General features: G+C 65.3%; 23 protein-coding genes. 11 read left to right on the top strand and 12 right to left on the bottom strand.

Going from position 1 to position 25,138, the window contains the following annotated elements; genetic code table 11:
* The first annotated feature begins 19 nt into the window (after window positions 1-19).
* The 7 genes from AAC014_RS12275 (at window position 20) to AAC014_RS12245 (ending at window position 5,847) form a co-directional block, all read left to right on the top strand.
* A complete protein-coding gene (locus AAC014_RS12275) occupies window positions 20-745 on the top strand; it encodes a collagen-binding domain-containing protein (protein WP_339708890.1) in 726 nt (241 codons plus the stop codon).
* A 91-nt stretch (window positions 746-836) separates the two neighbouring features.
* Complete coding sequence (locus AAC014_RS12270; protein WP_339708888.1) at window positions 837-1,541, top strand: hypothetical protein; 705 nt, start codon at window positions 837-839, stop codon at window positions 1,539-1,541.
* Between the two features lie 81 nt (window positions 1,542-1,622).
* Entirely contained in the window at window positions 1,623-2,474 is an 852-nt protein-coding gene (locus AAC014_RS12265) for a MoxR family ATPase (protein WP_339708886.1), read from the top strand.
* 10 nt (window positions 2,475-2,484) lie between these two features.
* Window positions 2,485-3,147: a hypothetical protein gene (locus tag AAC014_RS12260; RefSeq protein ID WP_339708884.1), complete on the top strand. Its 663-nt coding sequence runs from the start codon at window positions 2,485-2,487 to the stop codon at window positions 3,145-3,147.
* A gap of 155 nt (window positions 3,148-3,302) precedes the next feature.
* Complete coding sequence (locus AAC014_RS12255; RefSeq protein ID WP_339708882.1) at window positions 3,303-4,004, top strand: PEP-CTERM sorting domain-containing protein; 702 nt, start codon at window positions 3,303-3,305, stop codon at window positions 4,002-4,004.
* Window positions 4,005-4,177: 173 nt separating this feature from the next.
* Entirely contained in the window at window positions 4,178-5,359 is a 1,182-nt protein-coding gene (locus tag AAC014_RS12250; protein ID WP_339708880.1) for a VWA domain-containing protein, read from the top strand.
* Complete coding sequence (locus tag AAC014_RS12245) at window positions 5,356-5,847, top strand: GNAT family N-acetyltransferase (protein ID WP_339708878.1); 492 nt, start codon at window positions 5,356-5,358, stop codon at window positions 5,845-5,847. The genes AAC014_RS12250 and AAC014_RS12245 overlap by 4 nt, the downstream gene beginning before the upstream one ends.
* A 19-nt stretch (window positions 5,848-5,866) precedes the next feature.
* Here the strand turns inward: AAC014_RS12245 and AAC014_RS12240 are convergent, their stop codons facing one another.
* The 3 genes from AAC014_RS12240 to glpK form a co-directional block, all read right to left on the bottom strand.
* Complete coding sequence (locus AAC014_RS12240; RefSeq protein WP_339708876.1) at window positions 5,867-7,966, bottom strand: PQQ-dependent dehydrogenase, methanol/ethanol family; 2,100 nt, start codon at window positions 7,964-7,966, stop codon at window positions 5,867-5,869.
* 70 nt (window positions 7,967-8,036) lie between these two features.
* The gene (locus AAC014_RS12235) at window positions 8,037-8,216 is read right to left on the bottom strand and encodes a hypothetical protein (protein WP_339708874.1); all 180 of its coding nucleotides are present in this window, start codon (window positions 8,214-8,216) and stop codon (window positions 8,037-8,039) included.
* Window positions 8,213-9,688: a glycerol kinase GlpK gene (glpK, locus tag AAC014_RS12230; RefSeq protein WP_339708872.1), complete on the bottom strand. Its 1,476-nt coding sequence runs from the start codon at window positions 9,686-9,688 to the stop codon at window positions 8,213-8,215. The genes AAC014_RS12235 and glpK overlap by 4 nt, the downstream gene beginning before the upstream one ends.
* A gap of 43 nt (window positions 9,689-9,731) precedes the next feature.
* Between glpK and glpD the strand changes: the two genes are divergently transcribed.
* Both glpD and AAC014_RS12220 read left to right on the top strand, forming a co-directional pair.
* Window positions 9,732-11,204, top strand: coding sequence for a glycerol-3-phosphate dehydrogenase (gene glpD, locus AAC014_RS12225; RefSeq protein WP_339708870.1), 1,473 nt, complete (start codon window positions 9,732-9,734; stop codon window positions 11,202-11,204).
* A 44-nt stretch (window positions 11,205-11,248) separates the two neighbouring features.
* Complete coding sequence (locus AAC014_RS12220) at window positions 11,249-11,488, top strand: hypothetical protein (RefSeq protein ID WP_339708868.1); 240 nt, start codon at window positions 11,249-11,251, stop codon at window positions 11,486-11,488.
* Here the strand turns inward: AAC014_RS12220 and AAC014_RS12215 are convergent.
* Window positions 11,485-12,435 carry a threonine/serine dehydratase gene (locus AAC014_RS12215; protein WP_339708866.1) on the bottom strand — a complete coding sequence of 317 codons (951 nt, stop codon included), beginning with the start codon at window positions 12,433-12,435 and terminating at the stop codon, window positions 11,485-11,487. The two genes, AAC014_RS12220 and AAC014_RS12215, sit on opposite strands and share 4 nt — an antisense overlap.
* A gap of 162 nt (window positions 12,436-12,597) precedes the next feature.
* On the opposite strand from AAC014_RS12215, the gene AAC014_RS12210 reads away from it, so the two are divergent.
* Both AAC014_RS12210 and AAC014_RS12205 read left to right on the top strand, forming a co-directional pair.
* The gene (locus tag AAC014_RS12210; RefSeq protein WP_339708864.1) at window positions 12,598-13,779 is read left to right on the top strand and encodes an alanine racemase; all 1,182 of its coding nucleotides are present in this window, start codon (window positions 12,598-12,600) and stop codon (window positions 13,777-13,779) included.
* A gap of 122 nt (window positions 13,780-13,901) precedes the next feature.
* Complete coding sequence (locus AAC014_RS12205; protein ID WP_339708862.1) at window positions 13,902-14,954, top strand: deoxyhypusine synthase; 1,053 nt, start codon at window positions 13,902-13,904, stop codon at window positions 14,952-14,954.
* Here the strand turns inward: AAC014_RS12205 and AAC014_RS12200 are convergent.
* From AAC014_RS12200 to dnaE, 8 genes are all read right to left on the bottom strand, one after another.
* Window positions 14,951-16,144 (bottom strand): methyltransferase, encoded by a 1,194-nt coding sequence (locus AAC014_RS12200; RefSeq protein ID WP_339708860.1) that lies wholly within the window; start codon window positions 16,142-16,144, stop codon window positions 14,951-14,953. The two genes, AAC014_RS12205 and AAC014_RS12200, sit on opposite strands and share 4 nt — an antisense overlap.
* Window positions 16,141-17,511 carry an NAD(P)H-hydrate dehydratase gene (locus AAC014_RS12195; protein ID WP_339708858.1) on the bottom strand — a complete coding sequence of 457 codons (1,371 nt, stop codon included), beginning with the start codon at window positions 17,509-17,511 and terminating at the stop codon, window positions 16,141-16,143. Before AAC014_RS12195 ends, AAC014_RS12200 begins: the two co-directional genes overlap by 4 nt.
* Window positions 17,512-17,647: 136 nt before the next feature.
* On the bottom strand, window positions 17,648-17,812 hold the full coding sequence (locus AAC014_RS12190; RefSeq protein ID WP_339708856.1) for a hypothetical protein: 165 nt from the start codon (window positions 17,810-17,812) through the stop codon (window positions 17,648-17,650).
* A 13-nt stretch (window positions 17,813-17,825) separates the two neighbouring features.
* On the bottom strand, window positions 17,826-19,544 hold the full coding sequence (gene ilvD / locus AAC014_RS12185; protein ID WP_339708854.1) for a dihydroxy-acid dehydratase: 1,719 nt from the start codon (window positions 19,542-19,544) through the stop codon (window positions 17,826-17,828).
* Window positions 19,541-20,272, bottom strand: a complete 732-nt coding sequence (locus AAC014_RS12180; RefSeq protein WP_339708852.1) for an N-formylglutamate amidohydrolase — start codon at window positions 20,270-20,272, stop codon at window positions 19,541-19,543. The genes ilvD and AAC014_RS12180 overlap by 4 nt, the downstream gene beginning before the upstream one ends.
* On the bottom strand, window positions 20,269-21,051 hold the full coding sequence (locus AAC014_RS12175; RefSeq protein ID WP_339708850.1) for an enoyl-CoA hydratase-related protein: 783 nt from the start codon (window positions 21,049-21,051) through the stop codon (window positions 20,269-20,271). The genes AAC014_RS12180 and AAC014_RS12175 overlap by 4 nt, the downstream gene beginning before the upstream one ends.
* Before the next feature lie 152 nt (window positions 21,052-21,203).
* A complete protein-coding gene (locus AAC014_RS12170) occupies window positions 21,204-21,497 on the bottom strand; it encodes a hypothetical protein (RefSeq protein ID WP_339708848.1) in 294 nt (97 codons plus the stop codon).
* 195 nt (window positions 21,498-21,692) lie between these two features.
* Window positions 21,693-25,136, bottom strand: a complete 3,444-nt coding sequence (gene dnaE, locus AAC014_RS12165; RefSeq protein WP_339708846.1) for a DNA polymerase III subunit alpha — start codon at window positions 25,134-25,136, stop codon at window positions 21,693-21,695.
* Window positions 25,137-25,138 lie beyond the last annotated feature (2 nt).

The following is a 25,138-nucleotide window of genomic DNA, read 5'->3' as shown; positions in this document are numbered from 1 at the left end:
CGAACAAGGGTCTGCGATCATGAAATCCGGTTTTGGCAGCGCGGTTGTTGCAGCGCTCCTGTTTGCGTCGTCCAGTGCTCTCGCGAGCCCGATCCAGGCTCTCAAAGACTATAATCTCATCGCTTTCAGCGACGTCACGCTCTCCAGCGACATCGAAGGCGCGGTTTACGTCGACGGCAACTACAACGCGGGCGCGGTTCAGATCGCCTCCAAGGGGACCAATGCCCAGAAGGCGAGCCTCGTTGTCACGGGCAATGTCTCGAACAACGCCAAGGTGAAGCGCGGGGACGCCTATGTGGGCGGCAGCGTTTCGCCCGCGATCGATTTTCAGGGCGGCGGCGGCAGCACGAAAGCGCTCGGCGATCTGCCGGGCGGCACGCTCAAGAAGTCCGATTTCATCCAGTTCTCAGCCGATCTCGCCGCGCTCGACGCCGGCGTCGGCTATGATCGCTACAGTCCCGGCGATCACATGAACGGATTTTTGATCACGCCGAGCCTTCCCAATGAAAGCGGCGTTTCGGTCATCTCGCTCTCCGCCGACTTCTTCCCGAACACGGGCAAGATCAAGTTCTCCTCATCGGCGAAGCTTCGCGGCGAGCTTCACCATGCGCCTTACGGCGGAAACTTCGAATTCCCGGACAACGGCACCGACATTCCCGAGCCGGCAAGCCTTGGACTCGTCGCGGCGGGTCTCGGTTTCCTCGCATGGCGGCGGCGCGCTGTAAAAAAGGGCAGCACGGATTAAGGCTCCCTTTACGTTGAGCACTCTACGCTTCGCGCCGGCGGTAAGAACCGCGGGGCAGCGGATGCGGAGACGACGGCAAATGGCGCCAGCGGTGGTCCCAACCTTCATGGACCAACTTCAGAAGACCCTGCGGGCTGCGGGTAGCGTAGCCGATTCGCGCAGCTTCGCTGCGGCGGTGATCGGCGCGCTACGAGATGGCGGCGCCGGCGGCAGCGCGCATTTACGTGCGCTTTCCGAAGGCGCGGTCGCGCGGCCGCTGCAGGCTGTTGCCGACGCGGCACATTTTCTTGTTATCCTGCACGGGCAGCTTCCGAGCGTGCTCGAAATCGCGCGGCTCAATGCCGATGAACCCGCTGCCTCGTGGCTGCGCAGCGCGGGCGTGGCGTTCGATCAAGACCGCCGCTGGATGGCCGGGCTTGCCGCGATGACCGGCGGCGCGCTCGATCTCCAGGGCATCAGCACCGCAGAACAGGTGGTGCGCGACCAGCGCGATGCCATGCTGACGCTCGCCAAATCGAACCGCATGGGCTGCGCGCTCGGCGCGGCGGTAACGCTCGTGCTCGATTGGCAGACCGTGCGCAGCCGCTTGCCCCGCGCGGCACAGCACCTCGGCTACGATCGCCACGAGCGGCTTTCAGACCCGTGGCCCGTGGATGGCGCGTTCGACGCGCTCGCCTGCCATGCAGACGATGTGCGCGTGCGTCGTGCCATCGAGTTCGGCGCGCTGCAGCTTGCCAGCCTCCACGCGCAGCTTTTCGACCTCCTCGAAGCGCGCCACGCCCAGCGCCTCGGCTGAGCCTCCTATCGCAAACAGGCGGTTGCCCGTTCGGCTTTCTCGCTTTAGGCCGAACGCGAACGGGCATCAGCGGAGAATTTCATGCGTTTCGAAGGCACCAGCGGCTATGTCGCAACCGACGACCTCAAGGTTGCCGTGAATGCGGCGGCGACGCTCCGGCGTCCACTGCTGGTGAAGGGCGAGCCCGGAACGGGCAAGACCGTGCTCGCGGCCGAAGTTGCCGCGGCGATGGGCGCTCCGCTCATCGAATGGCACGTCAAGTCCACCACCAAGGCGCAGCAGGGTCTCTACGAGTACGACGCCGTCAGCCGTCTGCGCGACAGCCAACTCGGCGACGAGCGCGTGCACGACATCCGCAACTACATCCGCAAGGGCAAGCTGTGGGAAGCGTTCACCTCCCCTGTCCTCCCCGTGCTGCTGATCGACGAGATCGACAAGGCCGACATCGAGTTTCCGAACGACCTCCTGCAGGAACTCGATCGCATGGAGTTCCACGTCTACGAGACCGGCGAGACGGTGAAGGCCGCCGAGCGTCCCATCGTCATCATCACCTCGAACAACGAGAAGGAACTGCCGGACGCGTTCCTGCGCCGCTGCTTCTTCCACTACATCAAGTTCCCGGACCGCGAGACGATGCAGGCGATCGTCGACGTGCATTTCCCTGACATCCAGAAGGAGCTGGTGCGCGAGGCGCTCTCCGTCTTCTACGATATCCGCGACGTACCGGGCCTCAAGAAGAAGCCGTCCACCTCCGAGCTGCTCGATTGGCTGAAGCTCCTCATGCACGAGGATTTGCCGCTTGAGGTACTGCGCTCGCGCGATCCCAAGAAGCTGATCCCGCCCCTCCACGGCGCGCTCCTCAAGAACGAGCAGGACGTCATGCTGTTCGAACGCCTGGCGTTCATCTCGCGGCGCGACGGCAAGCCGGGATAGGCGCCCCCCCATGAACTGGCTGGCCGACAGACGCACGACCGTGGTTCTGTTCGGCCTTGTCATCCTGATGTTCGCCATCCTGCAGGTGGTGTTTCCGAAGACGCTCGCCGCGCCGCTTCCAGAGGCGCGCGTGCAAAGCCCGGTGCTCGTCTTCGAGTTCGCGCGGACACCGGCGCATCTCGATCACATCTTCGGCGTCCCGACTGACCCGGCGCGGATCGCTGCGATGGACCGCGGTAACCGGCTCGATTTTCTGTTCATGCCGATCTACGGCCTCTTCGTCTTCAGTGTCTTCGCTGGTATCGCGCAGGATCGGAAACGCCCCATCTGGCTAGTTTTCGGCGCGTTCGGCCTCGTCGCGGCGGCAAGCGATGCGGTGGAAAATCTTCTGCTTCTCCACATCACCGCGAACCTCTCCGCCCCCGGCAATGCCCTTGCCCTGCTCGCTTGGCCCGTGTGGATCAAGTTTGGGCTGCTTGCGCTTGCTTCGGGCGGCAGCGCGATCGCGCTCATTCGGTCGGGACGCCGGGTGCTCGGCGCGTTGTGTCTTCCTGCGCCGTTCGTGATCCTCCCCGCGCTGCTTCAGCCCCTCCAGTTCGGCGGCCTTGTGGCTGGGGCGATCGGTCTGGGCTGGCTCGCCATGGGTCTTCACGTGATCACGCGCTCGCGCTGATTGCGCGCTGTCGGTAAAATTTACAAAATGAAAATCAAGCTGTTGGCCTGATTTCTGTCGATCCGCTCGAATCCTTTCGTTTTGAAAATATGGCATGTCGCTTGCATTGCCTCTTCCCGACGGTGCCGACAGGCAATTGTAATGAGGAGGGCCAAGTGAAATCGTTTTGGATCGAGCATGTGATGCGGGCGACGGTGTTTACCGCGCTGACGACGCTACCGATGGCGGCAATGGCTGCCCCTGTTTACCTCAATGCCGCATCGGGCGTTACGGTTTCGCTGGGTGACAGCCATGACGCGGACGTTCTTGCGAACCCGACGAATGGCCCGTTCCAGAACCTGAACATCGCCGCCTCGCTCGCGAACGTCATCGATGCCCCGACGGCGACTTCGCCGGAGTTTCACCGGTCGCCCTCAACCCATGTGTGGGTGAGCGGTGGACACCTCGAACTCGTGTTCGATTTCGGCGCGGAATACGACCTCTCGACCATGCACTTCTGGAACTACCACAGCGAAAGCTACGACGTGGACGAGATCGTGTTCACGTTCTACGACGACGCATGGGCACTCGTCGGCTCCCTCACCGAGGAGCCGCGTCTCGGCAACACCGACGGCAGCGACGGCACGCCCATCACGCCGGAGGACTACGCGCTCGATTTCCCGACGAACGTCCGCTACGTCAACGCGTGGCTCACCGGCTCGAACGGCCAGGTTGATTTCAACAACATCGGCTTCACCGCCGTCCTTTCGGACCCCGACCCCGATCCCGAACCCCCGCTCGACGTCCCGGAGCCTGCGAGCCTCGCGCTCCTCGGTCTCGGCCTGGCGGGTGTCGGCATCGTGCGCCGTCGGCGCTGAACGGACGCAAACCTGGCAAGGGTGGTGGGGCGATTGTTCCGCCACCCTTTTTTTATTCGACATAAGTCTGCCGCGTCGCGAATGTGACAGCCCTAGCGGAACCGGGTAATGCGTCGGCGCGCGGATTGCTCTATGCCTTCCGCGGACTGGACCAGCGAAAGGCCCCGCAGCGCATGTTTCTCGATTTCCTTGACGCCCTCCGCGCCGCGAAGATCCCGGCGAGCCTCAAGGAGCACCTGACGCTCCTGGAAGCGCTGAAGGCGGGCGTGATCGATCGGAACGTCGAGAGCTTCTACTATCTCTCGCGCGCAGCCTATGTGAAGGACGAGGCGCTGCTCGATCGCTTCGATCAGGTGTTCGGCAAGGTCTTCCACGGCCTTGAAACCAGTTTCGAGGCGGAAACCGCCGAAATCCCCGAAGAGTGGCTGAAGAAGCTCGCCGAGCTTTACCTCACCGACGAGGAGAAGGCCGAGATCGAGAAGCTCGGCTCGTGGGACGAGATCATGGAGACGCTGAAAAAGCGCCTCGAGGAGCAGAAGGAACGCCACGAAGGCGGCAACAAGTGGATCGGCACCGCCGGAAAATCCCCCTTCGGCGCCTATGGCTACAACCCAGAGGGCGTCCGCATCGGCCAGAAAGAAGGCCGCCAGGGCCGCGCCATCAAGGTGTGGGACAAGCGCGAGTTCAAGAACCTCGACAACGAGGTCGAGCTCGGCACCCGCAACATCAAGGTCGCGCTCCGCCGCCTGCGCCGCTTTGCGCGCACCGGCGCGGCGGACGAGCTGGACCTCGACGCCACGATCAAGGGCACGGCGCGCAAGGCCTACCTCGACATCGTGATGCGCCCCGAACGGCACAATGCCGTGAAGGTGCTGCTGTTCCTCGATGTCGGCGGCTCGATGGACCCGCATATCAAGCTCTGCGAGGAGCTGTTCTCCGCCGCGAGCAGCGAGTTCAAGCACCTCGAATTCTTCTACTTCCACAACTTCGTCTACGAAGGCGTGTGGAAGGACAACCGCCGCCGCTTCACCGAGCGGACGCCGACATTGGACCTGCTCCACAAATTCCCGGCGGACTATAAGCTCATCTTCGTCGGCGATGCTTCGATGAGCCCTTACGAGATCAACTATCCGGGCGGCTCGGTCGAACACTGGAACGAGGAAGCGGGCGAAGTGTGGATGCGGCGGTTGACCGATATCTACCACAGCGCCGTGTGGCTGAACCCGATCCCGGAGAAGAACTGGCAGTACGGCCAATCGATTCAGATGGTGAAGACCTTGATGGAAGACCGCATGTTTCCGCTGACTCTGGAAGGGCTCGACGACGCCATGCGCGCGTTGACCCGAACGCATTGATCGTCCGCTACGGAAGCGAGGCCGATCTTCCGGCGCTGGGGGTGGTCGAACTGTCCGCCGCCACGCTGTTTGCTGGAACGCACATGGCTTGGGCCGTCGGCCAGACATCGGCGCCCGAACATTTCCATCCCGCGCTGTCGCAAAACAAGCTGTGGATTGCGGACGCCGGCGGAATGCCGGTCGGCTTCCTTCGGGCCGAACGGCTGGGAAACAGCTTCTATATCGATGAAATTTCGGTCTCCGCTTCGCACCAGCGACGCGGCATCGGGCGGTTGCTCATCCAGGCGGCGCTGGGGGAGGCGGCAGCTCGCAAATTCAAGGCCGCGAGTCTAACGACAGATCGCACGATCCCCTGGAATGCGCCGTATTACGCGCGGATGGGTTTCCGGGTGCTCTCTGCCGATCAAACCCCGTCCGTACTCGCCCGCCGACTGGCCCCGCAACGGAATCCGGCGCGGCGCTGCGTGATGTGGCGCGATCTCCGTTAGGGCGGATCGACATTCAGCCCTAGTTCCCGCGCGCTTCCGCTGCCGCCAGCAGCCTCGCCTTGCCGGCGACATAGGCGCGGATCGCCTCGGCATCGTCGGCCGACATCCACGGGGCAAAGCTCACCATGCCGCGACCCTTCAGCGCACCGCCGATAACGACCGTGTTCCAGCTGTCCCTGTCGGCAAGAATGCCCGAACGCCGCAGATCGGGCAGCACGCCCGAAGAAATGCCTGCCGTACCGTGGCAGACGCCGCACGTGCTCTCATAAAGCGTGGCGCCGTGCGTAACGGTTTCGGCACTCCATGCCGCATCGACCACCGTTGCGGGCGCATTCTCGATACGCTCGATCGTGTAGGGGGTTCGCCCGCCGAGCTTGAAGACGAGCAGGCGACCGTTCGGCATCGGACGCGGGTTATCGACGAACGAGGACGACAGCGGATAGACGCCGCCGTAGCCCGCCATCACCGCCACATATTGTTCGCCGTCCACCGCGTAGCTGATCGGTGCGGCGATCACGCCGGTGCCCGCATCAAAGCCCCAGAGCTTCTTGCCGCTGTCTGCGGTGAAAGCCGCGAATTCGCCGTGGGCGTTGCCCTGAAACACGAGATTTCCAGACGTCGCGAGCACGCCGCCGTTCCACGGCCCATCGTACTGAACGCGCCAGACCTCCTTCTGCTTCACGGGATCCCAGGCGATAAGCTGTCCCTTCAGCAGCGCGCGCAGCGCACGGAACTGGGTCGTATCGTCCGGCGCAACGTTCGCGAGGAAGTCGATCGCGACATTCCATCCGCCTTCCCGCCCTTTGAAACTCGCGTCGGCGATATAGGCGAACGGCACCTCCTGCGCGGGAAGATACACGAGCCCGGTCTTCGGGCTGAACGCCATCGGGTGCCAGTTGTGCGCGCCGAACGCGGACGGCAGCGCCACGAACGCACCCTTCGTAAAGCGGGCGTTTTCCGCCTCGATCGGACGCCCGGTCGCCATGTCGACGCCGGTCGTCCACGTCTGCGGCACAAAGCCCTTTGCCGAGACGAGTTTTCCGTCCTTGCGGTCGATCACATAGAAATAACCGTTCTTCGGCGCCTGCATCATCACCTTGCGCGGCGCGCCATCCAGCGTGAGGTCGGCAAGGATGATCGGCTGCGTCTGTGTGAAATCCCACGTTTCGCCGGGCGTCCCCTGATAGTGCCACTTGTAGGCGCCGGTATCGGCATCGAGCGCGACGACCGACGAGACGAACAGGTTGTCGCCCTTCCCTTCGGAGCGAACCTTGTGGTTCCAGGGGCTGCCGTTGCCCACGCCGATCAGGATCTGGTTGAAGTCACGATCATAAACGATCGCGTCCCACACCGTCCCGCCGCCGCCGAACTTCGACCAGTCGCCCGCCCAGGTTGCGCGCATCTTCTCGATCATCGGGTCCGAAACCGCGCCGTCCGCGGGCGCGCCGGGGCCGGGCGGCACGGTGTAGAAGCGCCATGCGAGCTTGCCAGTCTTGGCGTCATAAGCGGAAACATAGCCGCGAACACCGTATTCGGCGCCGCCGTTGCCGATCAGCACCCTGCCCTTCACGATACGCGGCGCGCCGGTGATCGTGTAGGGCTTCGACTGATCAACCGTGACCTCGCTCCACACGAGCTTGCCGGTTTTCGCGTCGAGCGCGATCAATCGCCCGTCGAGCGTCCCTGAATAGACCTTGCCGTCATACAGCGCGACGCCGCGGTTCACGACGTCGCAGCAGGCCTTGAAGCCCGTTTCGCCGGGCACCTCCGGGTCATGCTCCCACAGGAGCGCTCCGGTTTTCGCGTTGAACGCGTAGACTTTGGACCAGGCCGAGGTCGTGTAGAGCACGCCGTCGGCCACGATCGGCGTCGCCTCCTGCCCCCGGTTGGTATCGAACGTATAACTCCACGCGAGACCGAGCTTGTCGACGTTTCCATCGTTGATGGTGTCGAGCTTGCTGTATCGCTGTTCCTCGTAGGTGCCGCCGTGCGTCAGCCAGCTTTCGGACTCGGCAGTTGCTGCGGATAGCCGCGCATCGTCCACCAGCCCCGGTGTTTTGTCCGTACTGCCACATCCGGCCGCCAAAAGGCAGGCAGCGATCACTCCCCATTGGCGCACGCGCGTCTCCCGTCGCTGTTGCGGCGACAAGTCTAGCTGGAGCCGTGCTCACGGCAACTGAAGCAAAATGTCAGGTTACGGGAGCTGCGAGCAGCCAGACGTTCACGAGTGTGACGATGGCGACACCCACCATCAGCAGGCCTTTTTTGAGCTCCGCAGGGCGTTTCAGCATGATCCACACGCCGCCGCCGCCGATGACGAAGGCGGCGATCACCGCAAACGACAGGATGATCGCAAGCATGTTCGTCATCGTTGAAGCCCCGACATCACCTGCCCCACGGCTGTTGCCCAATTCGTTTTGCGCACGCTGCGCGTCTCCTCATCGAGGGCCGGCTCGAACCTGCGCTCGGCGTGCCACATCACACTGGCCGACTCCAGATCGGCGAACAGTCCGTAACCCACCGCCGCCAGCATGGCCGCGCCAAGTGCTGTCGTTTCCACGACCCTCGGGCGCTCGACGGTAACGCCGAGCACATCGGCAAGGTCCTGACACAGCCAGTCGTTGGCCACCATGCCCCCATCGACGCGCAGAAGGGAAGGCGACACGCCGTCGCGGCGCATCGCGTCCAGCAGATCAGACGTTTGCAGGCTCATCGCTTCGAGGCAGGCACGCACGATGTGCGCGCGCGTCGTGCCGCCGCTGATCCCGGTGATGATGCCGCGTGCATTGGGCTCCCACCAAGGCGCGCCGAGGCCATTGAAGGCGGGCACGAACGTAACGCCGCCGCTGTCGGGTACCGAAGCGGCAAGTTCGGCGGTTTCGGATGCGCTCGCGATGATGCCGATCTGGTCGCGCATCCATTTGATCGCGCTTCCTGCAACGAAGATGCTGCCTTCAAGCGCATAGGCGGGGCGTCCGCCGAGCCGCCACGCCACCGTGGAAAGCAATCGGTTCGACGACACCGGCGCGGTGCCCCCGGCGTGCGCCAGCACGAACGCGCCCGTACCGTAGGTCGATTTGACCGCGCCGGGTTCAAGGCACACTTGCCCGATCGCGGCCGCCTGCTGGTCGCCTGCGCACCCGGTGATCGGAATCGTGCGCCCGCCGATCAGCCGCGTTTCGCCGATGCGCCCCGCGCAATCGACGATCTCGGGAAGCGCCTCCATCGGCACGTCGAACAGCGCGGCGAGCCCGGCGTCCCAAGTGCAGCGTTCAAGGTCCATCAGCAGCGTGCGCGCGGCGTTCGTGGCGTCGGTGACGTGGAGCCCGCCGGTCAGACGCCAGATCAGCCACGAATCGATCGTGCCGATGGCCAGCCGTTTCGCCTTCGCTGCCGCGCGGACCTCCGGCCAGTTTTCGAGCGCCCAGCGGATCTTGCTCGCCGAAAAATAGGGGTCGAGCAGAAGCCCGGTGCGGCCCTGCACATCATCCTCCAGCCCGCGCGCCTTCAGGTCCGCGCAGATCGCCGCGCCGCGTCGGTCCTGCCAGACGATCGCGGGCGCCAGCGGATCGCCGGTCCTCCGGTCCCAGAACACGATTGTTTCGCGCTGGTTGGTGATGCCGATCGCCGCGATCGATTGTGCGCCGACGTCCTCGACGACCCGATTCGCGGCGCGTAGCGTCTTCTCCCAGATCTCGGCGGGATCGTGCTCCACCCACCCGCTCTGCGGGAAATGCTGGACGATTTCCTCGCCATGTACGGCGCCGATGCGCCCTTCCGGCCTGAAGGCCACCGCGCGCGTCGAGGTCGTGCCCTCGTCGATGCTGAGGATGTGCGTCATTACCCGCTTTCCTAGCGCGCGCAGCGGCTTTAGGTAAACGCCCGTGAACAGGGGCCATTTCGATCTTCTCATCATCGGCGCGGGCGTCAATGGTGCCGGGCTTGCGCGCGACGCTGCCGGGCGCGGCCTCAAGGTCGCGCTCGTCGATGCCGCTGACATCGGCGGCGCGACCTCGTCGTCGTCCACCAAGCTCATCCACGGCGGGCTGCGCTATCTGGAATTCTACGCGTTCCGGCTGGTCCGCAAGGCGCTCGCGGAGCGCGAGGTGCTGCTCGATATCGCCGCGCACCTCACGCGCCCGATGCCCTTCATCCTGCCGCTCGGCCCCGATACGCGCCCCAGCTGGATGATCCGCGCCGGGCTCTTCCTCTACGATCATCTCGCGCGGCGCGAGCAGGTGCCCGGTTCCTCGAAGGTGGTGCTACGCGATGATCACGCCGGCCAGCCGCTCGACAAGCGCTATACACAGGCGTTTCGGTACTGGGACGGCTGGGTGGACGACGCCCGGCTCGTCATCGCGAACGCACAGGATGCGTCGTATCGGTCCGCCCTCGTCCTTCCCCGCACCCCCGTCACCCGCGCAACCCGAACAAGCGCGGGCTGGACCGCAGAACTCGGCGACGGCACGAGCCTCTCCGCCGCCCGCGTCATCAACTGCGCCGGACCATGGGCAAGCGAAGTCGCCGCCAATGTCCTCGGCCTCCCCGACGCCCCCCGCCTCCGCCTCGTGCAGGGCGCGCACCTCGTCACGCGCCGCATCGGTCGCGGGCAGGACAGCTACATCCTCCAGCAGCCCGACGGCCGCATCGTCTTCATCATCCCCTACGAAAACGACTTCTCTCTGATCGGCACCACCGAAACGACGATCGACTCGCCGGAAGCGCCGCGGATCACCGAGGCGGAAACCGACTACCTGCTCGACGCCGCGAATCGCTATCTCTCCCGCCCGCTCGAACGCGCCGACATCATCTCCACCTACGCCGGCATCCGTCCGCTGGTGGCGGAGGAAGGCAAAGGCGCGCGCGAAACGACTCGCGACTGGAAGATCTTCGCGCACGAAGGCGGTGACGCCGTCACCGTCGTCGGCGGCAAGATCACCACGTACCGGCTGCTCGCCGAAGACGTGCTCGGCCGCCTCTACCCCGAAAGTAAGCGCTGGACGGCGGGACAGCCGCTCCCGGGCAGCGATTTCCCGCGCCTTCCCGGCCTCACCGGCCAGCAGGCGTGGACGAAGTGGCGCGAGAACCTGCGCGTGAAGCACGCCGACTACGACCCGCGAATCGTCGATCGGCTGGCAAGGCTCTACGGCACGCACGCGGACACGATGCTGGAGAACGGCCTTGGCGAAAACCTCGGCGGCGTGTTCACCGCCGAGCTTGAGCACATGGTCGCCGAGGAGTGGGCGCAAAGCGCCGACGATGCGCTCTGGCGTCGCAGCAAGCTCGGCCTCCACCTCTCCGAAGACGCCAGGGCGGCGGTCGCGCAGTGGTTCGCCGCACGATTTACCAAGAGTTAGGAAGCCGGTCGTAGATTCCTTGCAACGCACAAGGAAAACGCCCGATGGTCGCTCACAATCACAACTTCGCCGCCGACTACGCCACCAGCACGTCTGTCAGCCTGCTCGACGCGCTGATCGACGCCATGACGCTGGCACGCCCCGGCAAGGACGCAAGCGCGTTCGCGACCGACATCAAGCGCCTCGGCGACGGTGCCGCGCGCGCCGCCTATGAACTCGACGGCCTGCTCGAAGCGCCCGCGACGGCGAAGGTTCGCACGATCCGCAAGACGGACGCCGCCTAAATCCCGAGGCACACCCGGTAGGTTTCCGCGTCGACATTGCCGCCCGACAGGGTGATCGCGACAGTCTTGCCCTTGAGGTCGAGCTTTCCAGAGAGCGCCGCCGCCAGTGCCGCCGCGCCGCCGGGCTCCACCACCAGCTTCAGCGTGCGGAACGCGAACGCCACCGCGGCCTTCACTTCGGCCTCCGAAACAGCGACGCCGCGTGCGCCCCGCGCCTGCAAGATGCCGAAGGTGAGCGGCGACGTCACCAGCGTCTGGAGCGCGTCGCACAGCGTCGGCCCCGGATCGCGAACCGGCTCGATAACGCCACTTGCAAGCGAGCGGATGACGTCGTCATAGCCTTCCGGCTCCACCACGACGATCTCGCTGCCGGGCAGCGCAAGCGCGATGCCGCTCGCAAGCCCCCCGCCCCCGCAGCACACGAGCGCGATGTCGGGCTGGCCGATCTCTTCGGCGATCTCGAGGCCTGCCGTGCCCTGCCCCGCCACCACATAGGGATCGTTGAACGGCGCCACGATCACGCCGCCGCGCTCGGCCACGATCTTCGCTGCGATCGCATCGCGGGGTTCGGTCAGCCGATCGTAGCTGACGACCTCCGCGCCGTGCCCGCGTGTCGCCTCCACCTTGATGCGCGGCGCGTCGGACGGCATGATGATCGTCGCGCGGATGCCGAGCAGCTTCGCCGCCAGCGCGACACCCTGCGCATGATTCCCCGACGAGAAGGCGACCACGCCTGCACCGCGTTCTTCCGGCGTCAACGCCGACAGGCGGTTCCATGCGCCGCGGAACTTGAACGAACCGGTGCGCTGCAGACATTCGGCCTTCAGCCAGACCTTCGCGCCGGTGATCGTATCGAGCGTATCCGACCGTAAAAGCGGGGTTCTTACGGCTACACCGGCAAGTCGCGCGGCGGCGGCTTGGACGTCTTCAAGGGTGGGCGTGTTCATCTTCTGTTAACTCGCTGATTTCACTTGGGGAAACAATAAAAACGCTTCAGCGATTTTTTCTTTACATCGAGACCCCCCGACCCTAAACAGCGCGTCCGCTGCCCCATGGGACTTCCACCGCAAGGCAGTGCAATGTCAACTGTCTCCCGGAGGTCCCTTGAGTTGCGAGAATTTCATAGCGCGTTGGGGGTAGCGTCGGTTCTTCGACCCGATGCACCCGTCACCCTTATTCGTCCTCACGCTGCAAATCGTGCGGCCCGATTCTTCGTCGAGAAGTTTCCGGGTCTCTCGATGTATGCCGTGAAGGCCAATCCTTCGCCAGAGATCATCAAGACGCTCTGGGAAGGCGGAATCACGCATTTCGACGTCGCCTCGATCAACGAGGTGCGCCTGGTGCGCGGCCTGCTGCCTGAAGCGACCTTGTGCTTCATGCACCCGGTGAAATCGCCCGAAGCGATCACCGAGGCGTATTTCGAGCACGGCGTCCGCACCTTCTCGCTGGACAGCGAGGAAGAGCTCGCGAAGATCGTCGAGGCGACGGGCGGCGCTGCCGACCTGACGCTCTGCGTCCGGCTGCGCGTCTCTTCGGCGCATTCGAAGCTCAGCCTCGCCTCCAAGTTCGGCGCCTCGATCGAGGAGGCTCCGGCGCTGCTGCTCGCCGCGCGGCAGGCAGCGGACGCGCTCGGCGTCTGCTTCCACGTCGGCAGCCAGGCGATGAGCCCGCAGGCTTATGTGGAGGCGATGACCCTGGTCCGCGCCGCGATCGTCCACGCGGGCGTCACGGTTGACGTCGTCGATGTCGGCGGCGGTTTCCCGTCGATCTATCCGGGTATGGACCCGGCGCCGATGCAGATGTTCTTCGATGCGATCCACCGCGCCTTCGAAGCGATGCCGATCAGCTATTCGGCAGAGCTTTGGTGCGAGCCGGGCCGCGCGCTCTGCGCCGAGTACGCGAGCGTCCTCGTCCGCGTGGAGCGGCGCAAGGGCGACGTCATCTACATCAACGACGGTGCCTACGGCTCGCTGTTCGATGCGGCGCATGTCGCATGGCGCTTCCCCGTGAAGCTGCTGCGCGGCAGCATCGGCGCGGAAGAGGCGTTCAGCTTCTACGGCCCCACCTGCGACGACATGGACTACATGGCCGGCCCGTTCATGCTGCCCGCCGATGTCAAGGCCGGCGACTATATCGAGGTCGGTATGCTCGGCGCCTATGGCGCGGCGATGCGCACGGCGTTCAACGGCTTCGTGAACGGCGAAACCGTGATCGTCACCGACGAGCCGATGGCGAGCGCCTACGCTGTCACGGAGTCGACACCGCAGGGCGTTACTGCCATACGCAACTGAGAACGGCCGCCTGTCATGGGCGGCCGTCCCCTTCCCGCTCGGCGCCGGCAAATCCGGCCGCGGGCGGCGCTTTTCATGCGCCGAGCCAGTCCACAGCAACTTATCGACTGGAAGGAATACCAATGACCGATGTTCGCGTAGACGCGCAGCGCAAGGCCGAGCTTCTCTCGAAGGAAGTGCGCCACATCGATATCAAGAGCTTCGACGCCCGCCCGATCATCGATCAGATGGACGGCATGAGCTTCACCAGCCGCGACCTCGCGCGCGCCACGAAGATCTACAACACCATGCTGGAAGACAAGGACTGCTCGATCTTCCTCGTCATCGCCGGTTCCACCTCGGCGGGCGGCTGCATGAACCTCTATGCGGACCTCGTCGCCAACAACATGGTGGACGGCATCATCGCCACCGGCGCCTCGATCGTCGACATGGATTTCTTCGAAGGCCTTGGCCACAAGCACTATCAGGCGCTTGAAATCCCTGACGATAACGTGCTGCGCTCGCTCTACATCGATCGCATCTACGATACCTATATCGATGAAGAGCAGCTGCAGGATTGCGACCACACGATCGGCGAGATCGCGAACGGCCTCGACCCGAAGCCCTATTCGAGCCGCGCCTTCATCCGCGAGATGGGCCGCTACCTCTCGAAGCACGGCAAGAAGGACAACAGCCTCGTCAAGCTCGCCTTCGAGCACGACGTGCCGATCTTCTGCCCGGCATTCACCGACTCGTCGGCTGGCTTCGGCCTCGTCAAGCATCAGGTCGATGCGATGAAGGCGGGCCGCCCCTACATGACGATGGATTCGATCGCCGATTTCCGCGAACTCACCGATATCAAGATCAAGGCGGGAACCACCGGCCTTCTCATGATCGGCGGCGGCGTGCCAAAGAACTTCGTTCAGGACACTGTCGTGTGCGCCGAAATCCTCGGCCATGAAGACGTCGAGATGCACAAGTATGCGGTGCAGATCACGGTCGCCGACGTCCGCGACGGCGCCTGCTCGTCCTCGACGCTCAAGGAAGCGGCCAGCTGGGGCAAGGTCGATACCACGCTCGAACAGATGGTGTTCGCCGAAGCGGGCTCGGTACTGCCGCTGCTCGCGTCGGACGCCTACCACCGCGGCCATTGGAAGACCCGCCCGAAGCATGGCTGGGCGAAGCTGTTCGCTTAACCGCGCAGGAAAACGGCGGCCAGTTCCACATGGATAGACCAGCGGAACTGGCCGACCGGCCATAGCTCGGTCAGCCGAAATCCGGCTTCGTGCAGAATCTTCGCATCGCGCGCGAAGGTATTGGGATTGCACGAGACATGCACGACCCGCTTCAGTTTTGAACGCGCGATCGTTTCCACCTGCGTCTTCGCGCCCGCGCGCGGCGGGTCCAGAACCACGGCATCGAATTTATTGAGCTCCGCAGGCTGCAACGGCTGACGGAACAGGTCGCGGTGCGCGGTCGTGACCGGGCGTCCGCTACGTTTCGCGGCCGCTGAAAGCGCGGCGACGGCATCGCGCGCCGCATCCGCCGCAAAGACCTTGGCACGCGCCGAGAGCGGCAAGGCGAACGTTCCGGCGCCGCAGAACAGGTCTGCCACGGTCCCGGCGCCGCCTATCCCCTCCAGCACAGCCGCCTGCAACGCCGCTTCGCCGTCCACAGTCGCCTGCAGGAAACCGCCCGGCGGCAATGCCACGGTGACGTCACTGAAGCGCACGGCGGGCTCGGCAAGCTGAAGCGCGATCTCGACGCCCGCAGAGGTTTCGGTCGCGATCCGGGCCAGCCTTGCATCCGATGCCAACGCCGCAAGTGCGCCGATATCCTTCGCAGTAAGCGAGAGGTTGGTGAGCAGCACGTCGAAGCCGGACAAGGTCTCGGTAAGCGTCATGCCAACGGCGTGGCCGGTGCGCAGCTTCGGCGCGAGCGCGTTCCGCAGCGCACACGCCGCATCCCAGAGCGCAGGCTGAACCACGGGACATTCTGCAAGATCGACAACCGCGCTGCTGCCCTCGACATTGAAGCCGATGCGAACGCTGCCGTTGTCGCGTACCAGCCGGAAGCTTGCGCGCCGCCGTGCACCTGCGGGCGACAAATGCGCCGGGTGGACCGTCTCGGGCACGATGCCGATACCGGCGAGTGCGCCGAGGATGCGGCCCGAAACGAACTCGGCGAGCACGGCATCGTCCGCATGCTGCAACTGGCAGCCGCCGCAGACGCCGAAATGCCGGCAGGCCGGCGTAATCCGGTGCGGTCCCGCCGCGATGACGTCACCCTCCACCGTGTCTCCCGGGATCGCCCCGGCGACATAGCGGCCGCTTTCGGTGACGCCGTCACCGCGTGCCGCGAGGTGGATGATGGTCTCCGCGCTCAACGGATCAGGCCGACAAGGTCTTCCGCGATGAGGCCGTCCCGCCCCCGAAGCGCGGCATCGCCGTGACGCCACACGGCGGCGCAGGCGGCATCAAACGGCGCTTCACCGCGCGCGAGGTGCGCCGCGATCATGCCCGAAAGCACATCGCCGCTTCCGGCGGTCGCAAGACGCGCCGATGCGTGGTCGTTGATGACTGCGCGGCCGTCCGGCGCGGCGATCACCGTGTCCGGGCCTTTCAAGACGATGACGTTGCCGGACCGCGCGGCAGCGGCGCGGGCGCGATCCACCTTGCTCCCCGGAAGATCGCCGAAGAGGCGCGCGAATTCGCCTTCGTGCGGCGTCATCACCGCGCCGAGGCCGAAGACCGATGCGGGATCGTCCGCGAACAGCGAAAAAATGTCGGCATCGAGCACCATCGGCCTTCCCGCGCCCAGCACCCTCCGGGCGCGTGTCCGCGCCGCCGTGTCGCGGCCAAGGCCCGAGCCGAGCACAACGGCATCCGCGCGGGCAAGGTCGACCGCGCCGAGCGGCTGCACGACCAGCGACGACGGCGGCATCGCCGTTTCCGACGCCAGCGTCACATAGCCCGTCCCGGCTCGCTGCGCCGCGCAGGCGGCGAGCCATGCTGCGCCCGCCATCGCACCCGAAACGACGAGCACATGCCCGCGCCGGTACTTGTGCGTGTCCGCCCCCAGCACGGCAGTCGGCGCTGCGCCATTCCTGAAAAGCCGCGTCTCGATCTCGCCTAGGCCGATATCGGCGACGACGACCCGTCCGCACGATGCCGCGGTAGGATGCAGCAGGTGCGAGGGCTTCATCGCGCCGAACGTGACGGTGAGGTCCGCGCGAACGAGCGGCGACAGCGCCGTGCCGTCGTCGGTCGCCGCACCGCTCGGCAGGTCGAGCGCGATCACGACTGAAGATGCGCGTGCAAGCGCATGAAACTGCGATAGAAGCGGCTCTTCCAGCCCGCGCGTCAGTCCTGTCCCGAACAGCGCGTCCACAAGGACGAAGCGCGGCTCCGCGTCGGCAATATCCATCACGGGCGCGTTCCACAGCGCGGCGGCCTGCTGCGCCGCTTCGGTCGCGGGCGGCGCCAGCGCGGCGACCTCGACCGGCCAGCGGCGCTGTCTCAGCGCGTTCGCCACGACATAGCCGTCCCCGCCGTTATTGCCCGGGCCCGCCAGCACCAGCACTGGCGCGGGACCGTAAAACGCCGCGATGCCTGCGGCGGCGGCCTCGCCAGCGCGGCACATCAGCTCGAAGCCGCTCGTACCCGCGGCGATCGCCGCTGCCTCGGCAGCGCGCATTTCGGCGGCGGTCACAACGGGTTCGCGGGGCAGAAGCGTTGGATATTCAGCAGGCATGGAAAGACCCGACACTGATCAGGGCAGGCTTGTCAACGCGCGCCGTTCTTGCGACAGCATATGACGTCATGCGCCTTCCCGCCCTCATCGTTCTGGCCGTCACGCTCATCGTCGGCGCCTGTGCGCCGTCCCCTTTCTATGCGGGCGGTGTCAGGACGACGCCGGGCGAGATTCCCCGCGATTCGCGTGGGGAGCCCGTTTGGTCCGCGATATCCCAGCCGCCGCAGGACGGGAACGCGGCGGCGATGCCACCGCAGCCGAAGGCGATCCCCGTGCTGCCGCTGCCGACATCGCCTACCACCCTGTCTTCGCGCTTAGATGTCGGCGTAGACGTGGCGCTCGGCGCTGGCGCCGGGGTGCGTGCAGGCGCCCTTGCTGGCCGGGCCGACGTTCTGGGCGTAGCGCCACAGCGCGCCGGACTGGTAGGCGTTGACGCGCGGCTGCCAGCGCGCGCGGCGCTCAGCGAGAACATCGTCGCTGACGAGGAGGTCTATGGTGCCCTCAACGGCGTCGATGCTGATCATGTCGCCGTTCTCGATGAGCGCGATGGGACCGCAGTCCGAAGCTTCGGGGCCGACGTGGCCGATGCAGAAGCCGCGCGTCGCGCCGGAGAAGCGGCCGTCGGTGATCAGCGCCACCTTGTCGCCCATGCCCTGCCCATAGAGCGCGGCGGTGGTGGCGAGCATTTCGCGCATACCGGGGCCGCCCTTGGGGCCTTCGTAGCGGATGACGAGGACTTCGCCCTCCTCAAACTGGCGGTTCTCGACGGCAGCGAACGCGTCCTCTTCGCAATCAAAGACGCGGGCCGGGCCTTCGAAGGTCAGCTTGGCGAGCCCGGCGACCTTCACGATCGCGCCATCGGGAGCGAGCGATCCCTTGAGGCCGACAACGCCGCCCGTGGGGGTGATTGGGTTTGAAACCTCGCGGATGACCTTCTGGTCGGGGTTCCACGTGATTTCCTCGATGTTCTCGCCGAGCGTCTTGCCGGTCACGGTCATGCAGTTGCCGTGCAGGAAGCCGCCGTCGAGGAGTGTCTTCATCATCATGTAGACGCCGCCCGCCTCGTACATGTCCTTGGCGACGTACTTGCCACCCGGCTTCAAGTCTGCGACGTAAGGCGTTGATTTGAAAATCTCCGCGACATCGAAAAGGTCGAATTCGATGCCCGCTTCCGAAGCCATCGCCGGAAGGTGCAACGCGCCGTTCGTCGAGCCGCCCGTCGCCGCGACGACCCGCGCCGCGTTCTCGAACGCCTCGCGCGTGCAGATGTCGCGCGGGCGGAGATTGAGCGCGATCAGCTTCATGATCTGGCGCCCGGCCGCCTCAGCGATGTCGTCGCGCGTCTCGTAGGGCGCGGGCGCCATGTTGCTGTTCGGCAGGCTGAGGCCGATCGCCTCCGCCACGCACGCCATCGTGTTCGCCGTATACTGCCCGCCGCACGCGCCATGCCCAGGGCACGCGGCCTTCTCGATCGCGGTCAGGTGCGAAAGTGGACACTTGCCGGACGCATACTGCCCGACAACTTCGAATACATCCTGCACCGTAAGGTCCCGCCCCTCGAACCGCCCCGGCAAGATCGAACCGCCGTAAACGAAGATCGAAGGCACATTCAGCCGCAGCATCGCCATCATCATCCCCGGCAGCGACTTGTCGCAGCCCGCAAAGCCGACGATGGCGTCATAGCAATGCCCGCGCACCGAAAGCTCGACCGAGTCCGCGATCACCTCGCGGCTGACGAGCGAGGCCTTCATGCCCTGGTGGCCCATCGCGATACCATCGGTAACGGTGATCGTGTTGAACCGACGCGGCAGGCCGCCTGCGGCGTGAACGCCCTTGCGCGCGATGTCGGCCTGATGGTCGAGCATCGTGTTGCAAGGCGCACTGTCGTTCCCCGCCGAAACGACGCCGACGAAGGGTCGGGCGATCTCTTCCTCGGTCAGGCCCATCGCGTAATAGTACGAGCGCTGCGGCGCGCGCTCGGGGCCGACCGACACATAACGGCTCGGCAATTTCGATTTGTCGAACGTCGTCATGCGATTACCTCCAGAAGCTCAGATTCAACGATGCCAATGACACGACCGAGACGCTGCGTCCATGCGGCAATCGCACCTTCATCCGCAAGGAGATCCTGACGGATTTCGAAGGTGAGATAGCAAAGCCCCCTCGCCTCCGCATGGCGGTCCGTCGTGTAGCCGTAGACTGCGCCCGAATAGGGCTGGTTATCGCCGACCGTGAAACCTTCAGCGGCGAGAGCGCGCATGGCGACGCGTGCGGCGCGGTCGTCTCGGTTGTAGAGCAGCGCGACCTGCCACGGGCGCGTCTCCTGAGGGCGCGATGCAAGGCTGGGCGTGAAGCTGTGGATCGAGACGAGCAGCCGCGGGTTCAGCATATCCAGCGCATCGGCGATGGCGGCGTGATAGGGTTCGTGCCATGCCTCAAGGCGCGCCTGCCGCGCGTCTGCACCGAGCGCGTTGCCGGGCACGGGAATGCCGTCACTCGCGGGCGGGATCGCCCCGTCATCCTCCGGCGCGCGGTTGCAGTCGGCGACAAGACGGGATGCCGTCGCGAGGACCGCGGGGGCGGCGAGTGCAGCCGACAGGCTCCGCGCCAGCGCCGCGGTGCCGATGTCCCACGCGATGTGCTTCTGAAGGTCCGCAGCGCTGACCCCGAGCGCAATCTCCGCCGGAACGGCATTGGATGCGTGGTCGGCAATGATGAGCAAGCGCCCCGGCGTGCCGGGCAGATATTCGGCCGCCTTCATCGATCTGCGAACACCGGCTTGCGGCGCGCGGCGAATGCCGCAAGCCCTTCGGCGAAATCGGCACCTGCGAAGGCTCCATCGAAAATCGCCGCGCTGGCCGCATCATCGTCCCGGTCGCCATCGAGCACGCGGCGGACGAGTCCCTTGAGCGCGGTGGTGCTCGACGGCGCATTCTCCACGATGCGCGCGATCAACAACTCCGCCTCGCGGCTGAGCGCCTCCACCGTCGTGCCCATCTCGATAAGGCCAATGACAAGCGCCTCGTCTGCGGAAAGAAGCTCACCGGTGTAAAGGATGCGCCGCGCCTGACCTGGGCCCACAAGATCGACGAGCAGCTTGATATCGTGCAGCGGATAGACGAGACCGAGCTTAGCCGGCGTGATGCCGAACCGCGCACGCGAGGAGGCGATCCGCATATCGCAGGCGAGCGCGACGCCGCACCCCGCCCCTACGCAATCGCCGTCCACGATCGCAAGCGTCGGGACCGGCGCGCGCGAAATGGCGAGTTGCGCCCCGCGCAGCGCCTGCCGGTTGCCTGCCTGCCACACGGGATCGCGCGCTTTTTCCGCAAATTCGCCGATATCGGCCCCTGCCGAAAACATGGCGGGCGTCGCCGACTGGATCACGAGCGCGCGCACACCGCGCTCGGCAACCGCAGCCTCGACGAGACGTGGAAACGCTTCCCACATCGCCTGCGAAATGGCGTTGCGCTTGTCCGCACGGTTGAAGGCGATGCGCGCGACCGGCCCATCGATTTCGAGTTGCAGCGCGTCGGTCATTTCACCCCGTCCTATCCGGTGTCGAACCGGGGCTCCAATGTCACGCGCCTCGCGGCCTCGCAACCCGCAAATGCCCTGCCTCGCGCGCAAAGAAAAAGGGCTGCGGCACGTATGCCGCAGCCCTTGAAGGCCGCATTGGGCCTTGGGGGGACTTACTTCGCGAGCTGAGCGTATTCAGCTTCGGCAACGCCGAGCGTCTTGTACGCGCCTTCGAACTTCTTCTTCGCCGCGCGCTCGTTGCCCGCATCGCAAAGCAGTTCGCCGGTGCGAACCAGCTTCAGCGCCTTCTTGGCCGCATCCGCATCGCCCTTTTCGGCGACAGAACGGATGTTGGCGGGCATCGCGGCGCATGCGCCGTCAGAGGCGTGTGCGGGCGTGATCGAGGCGGTGACGAAGAACGCGGACGCGACGAAAGCGAGGGGGAGAGTGACGAGAACGCGGTTCATGATCTTGCTCCTGATTTGCCGTGGGAGGGCGATTGCTGAGTCTTACTTAAAACCACTGAAGCTTGTTTAAGTGCCACTCAGTTCTATGTCAAACATTTTTTTGAGTGCCACACAAATTGCATACTGCAATGCAGCATTGCAACACCAAAATCGGCTTGAAAGCGGCTGCGGCGTTGCGCCGCGCCGCAAATCGACTCAGCTTACGGCGACGAGAGCCGCCGAGGTCACGCCAGCGATGCGTTCAGCGGTATGGCGCATTTCAGAATCGAGCAGCAGCCCATGGGCGACCCGGATCGAGGCGAAACCGTCCGGCAGTTCGATTTCGGCAAAGATGTCGCCGCGCCCGGTCGGCTGGCTATCTGCAAGGCGTCGCAGGGCAGCGGCGTCGAAGCCTGCCGAGACCTTGAGCGTGAGGCGCCCCCTACTGTGCTTCGACAGCTCAGCGACGGCGGTAAGCCCCCGGATCGTGACGCGCGGCGCCTCTTCGCCATCACGCCACAGGAGCTCTGCGTTGATGAGCACGACCTCCTGCGCCGCGGCAGCGGCTTCAAGCGCAGGCATCACCTCTTCGTCAAAGCAGCTTGCAACGTACTGACCGCCCGAGTCCGACAGGCTGGCGAGAAGGTAGCGCGTGCTGCGTCCGTTCTGGGGCGTGCGCCAGCGCACTGCCTCGACGAGCCCCGCCATTGTCGCGCTGCCGCGCCCGCCGTCCCACGGTGGGCCGTCCTCGCAAACGCGCGCATAGGAGCGCGCGCCATGCGTATCGAGCACATGCTGCCAAGCCGAAAGCGGGTGTGCGGCGAAGTAGAAGCCGAACGCGTCGCGTTCCTTCGCCATCGTGTCACCCAGCGACCACTCCGAAACGCTGCCGGGCGCCATGAGAGTGATCGATGCGCCGCCCCCTGCCCCGCCGAACAGCGCGCCCTGGTGCGTCTTCCGCGCATCCGCCGCCGCGTTCGCCGCCGCCAGAACGGCCTCCGCCATTGCATGGGCCTTGGCGCGGTTGGACTCCACACAATCGAACGCACCGCCCGAAACGAGGCTTTCGATCTGCCGCTTGTTAAGCAGCGTTGGATCAATGCGCTCTGCAAAGTCAGTCAGCGACTTGAACGTGCCGCCCGCCTCGCGGACCTCGACAATACCCTCCATCGCCCGCTCGCCGACGCCTTTGAGCCCGGCGAGCGCATAACGCACCTTGCCGTCTTCCACCGAGAAGTCGGCCTCGCTGTTGTTGATGCAGGGCGGCAGGCACTCCACACCCATGCGCTTCATGTCGTCGATGAACACGCTGAGCTTGTCGGTAAGCGCGATGTCGTAGGCCATCGATGCGGCGTAGAACTCGACCGGGTACTTCGCCTTCATCCAGCCGGTCTGGTACGCGACGAGCGCGTAAGCGGCTGCGTGGCTCTTGTTGAAACCATAGCCCGCGAACTTCGCCACGAGTTCGAAGATGTAATCCGCCTGCGCCTTGTCAACGCCCTGCGCGGTCGCGCCTTCGAGGAAACGCGCCTTCTGGGCGTCCATCTCCTCTTTCTTCTTCTTGCCCATCGCGCGGCGCAGAAGATCGGCTTCACCGAGCGAATAGCCCGCGAGCACCTGCGCGATCTGCATCACCTGTTCCTGATAGATGATGACGCCGTAGGTTTCCTTGAGGATCGGCTCCAGCTTCGGGTGCAGGCAGTCGACCGCCTCGGTGCCGTGCTTGCGGTTCGCGAAGCTCGGAATGTTGTCCATCGGGCCGGGCCGATAGAGCGAGACGAGTGCGATGATGTCTTCAAAACAGTCCGGCTTCACCTGCGCGAGCGTGCGGCGCATGCCTTCGGATTCGAGCTGGAACACGCCAACCGTGTCGCCCTTCGCCAGCAGCGCGTAAACATCGGGATCGTCCCACGGGATCGTCGACAGGTCGACGGTGATGCCACGCTTGGCGAGCAGATCGAGCGCGCGCTGGAGGACCGAAAGCGTCTTGAGGCCGAGGAAGTCGAACTTCACGAGGCCCGCTTTTTCAACCCACTTCATATCGAACTGGGTGACGGGCATGTCAGAACGCGGGTCTCGGTAGAGCGGCACTAGCTCGTCGAGCGGGCGGTCGCCGATCACGACACCCGCCGCGTGTGTCGAGGCGTGGCGCGGCAAGCCCTCGAGCTTCATCGCGAGATTGACGAGGTTTTCGACCGCCGGATCGCGCTTGGTTTCGTTTTCGAACTCGGCGACGCCGTTCATGGTGCGGTCGAGCGTCCACGGGTCCGTCGGGTGGTTCGGCACCAGCTTGGCGAGCCGATCCACCTGCCCATAGGGCATCTGTAGCACGCGGCCGACATCCTTCAGCACGGCGCGCGCCTTCAGCGTTCCGAACGTGATGATCTGCGCCACCTGATCGCGGCCGTAGCGTTCCTGTACGTAGCGGATCACCTCGCCGCGCCGGGTTTCGCAGAAGTCGATGTCGAAGTCCGGCATCGAGACGCGCTCGGGGTTCAGGAAGCGCTCGAACAGCAAGCCAAGCCGCATGGGATCGAGATCGGTGATGGTGAGCGCCCACGCGACGACGGAGCCCGCACCCGAACCGCGCCCCGGCCCCACGGGGATGCCTTGGGACTTCGCCCACTGGATGAAGTCCGCGACGATCAGAAAGTAGCCCGCGAAGCCCATCTTGTTGATGATGCCGAGCTCGTAATCGAGCCGCTCGAAATAGGCTTCGGTGTCGGCGCGGCCTTCGAGCCGACGGGCGAGCCCCACGCGCGCCTGCTCGACGAGCATCGTCGCCTCGCCTTCGCGGTCGCCCGCAAGGCTCGGCAGGATGGGCTTTCGAGACGGCGCCATCACCGCGCAGCGGCGCGCTATGACGAGCGTGTTGTCAATCGCCTCCGGCACATCCTCGAACAGCCGGACCATCTCTTCCGGCGGTTTCAGCCAGCATTCCTCCGACACGCGGCGGCGGCCTTCGGTTTCGACGTAGGCGCTGTCCGCGATGCAGAGCAACACATCGTGTGCGGCCGCGAAGCTCTTGTCCGGGAAAGCCACCGGATTGGTGGCGACGAGCGGCAGGTTCCGGGCGTGCGCGAGCGCGATCAGCGCCTGCTCGGCACTGTCCTCGATCGGGTTATGCGTGCGCGAAAGCTCGATGTAGAGCCGGTCCGGAAACAGCGCCTGTAATGTGTCCGCATAGGCGCCGGCGGCATCCGCCTGCCCATCCGCGAACATCCGTGCGAGCGCCCCTTCCGGCCCCGCAGTGAGCGCGATGAGCCCTTCCGTCAGCCCTTCAAGCTCGGCGAGCGGCACGTTTGGCCCGTCGACCGGATCGGATTCGAGGTGGGCGCGGGAGACAATGCGGATGAGGTTCTTGTAGCCGGTCTCGTCCTGCGCAAGCAGCGCCAGCCAGTCCTGCGCGGGCTTGCTGCCCGCTTGCGGGGTGCCGGGCCGGGCGACCGAGAGCAGCGCGCCGATGATCGGCTGCACGCCCGCGTCTGAGAGCTTGTCCGAAAACTCCATCGCCGCGAACAGGTTGTTCCTGTCGGTAATGGCGGCTGCAGGCATACCGTATTTGATGCAGGCCTTCGCGAGATCCTTCGCATGAACCGCACCCTCCAGCATCGAATAGGGCGACTGGATGCGGAGATGGACAAAACGCGATTCGGGCATGG

Source organism: uncultured Sphingosinicella sp., from assembly GCF_963974575.1.
Lineage (GTDB): Bacteria > Pseudomonadota > Alphaproteobacteria > Sphingomonadales > Sphingomonadaceae > Sphingosinicella.
This window is presented reverse-complemented; position numbering and strand designations above follow the sequence as displayed.

Coding starts and splice junctions, on each gene's coding strand:
- AAC014_RS12195 (WP_339708858.1), bottom strand. CDS start 17,511: ATGCCTGCTGAATATCCAACGCTTCTGCCCCGCGAACCCGTTGTGACC.
- AAC014_RS12235 (WP_339708874.1), bottom strand. CDS start 8,216: ATGACGAACATGCTTGCGATCATCCTGTCGTTTGCGGTGATCGCCGCC.
- AAC014_RS12220 (WP_339708868.1), top strand. CDS start 11,249: ATGGTCGCTCACAATCACAACTTCGCCGCCGACTACGCCACCAGCACG.
- AAC014_RS12260 (WP_339708884.1), top strand. CDS start 2,485: ATGAACTGGCTGGCCGACAGACGCACGACCGTGGTTCTGTTCGGCCTT.
- AAC014_RS12250 (WP_339708880.1), top strand. CDS start 4,178: ATGTTTCTCGATTTCCTTGACGCCCTCCGCGCCGCGAAGATCCCGGCG.
- AAC014_RS12175 (WP_339708850.1), bottom strand. CDS start 21,051: ATGACCGACGCGCTGCAACTCGAAATCGATGGGCCGGTCGCGCGCATC.
- AAC014_RS12180 (WP_339708852.1), bottom strand. CDS start 20,272: ATGAAGGCGGCCGAATATCTGCCCGGCACGCCGGGGCGCTTGCTCATC.
- AAC014_RS12265 (WP_339708886.1), top strand. CDS start 1,623: ATGCGTTTCGAAGGCACCAGCGGCTATGTCGCAACCGACGACCTCAAG.
- dnaE (WP_339708846.1), bottom strand. CDS start 25,136: ATGCCCGAATCGCGTTTTGTCCATCTCCGCATCCAGTCGCCCTATTCG.
- glpK (WP_339708872.1), bottom strand. CDS start 9,688: ATGACGCACATCCTCAGCATCGACGAGGGCACGACCTCGACGCGCGCG.
- AAC014_RS12275 (WP_339708890.1), top strand. CDS start 20: ATGAAATCCGGTTTTGGCAGCGCGGTTGTTGCAGCGCTCCTGTTTGCG.
- AAC014_RS12170 (WP_339708848.1), bottom strand. CDS start 21,497: ATGAACCGCGTTCTCGTCACTCTCCCCCTCGCTTTCGTCGCGTCCGCG.
- ilvD (WP_339708854.1), bottom strand. CDS start 19,544: ATGACGACGTTCGACAAATCGAAATTGCCGAGCCGTTATGTGTCGGTC.
- AAC014_RS12205 (WP_339708862.1), top strand. CDS start 13,902: ATGACCGATGTTCGCGTAGACGCGCAGCGCAAGGCCGAGCTTCTCTCG.
- AAC014_RS12215 (WP_339708866.1), bottom strand. CDS start 12,435: ATGAACACGCCCACCCTTGAAGACGTCCAAGCCGCCGCCGCGCGACTT.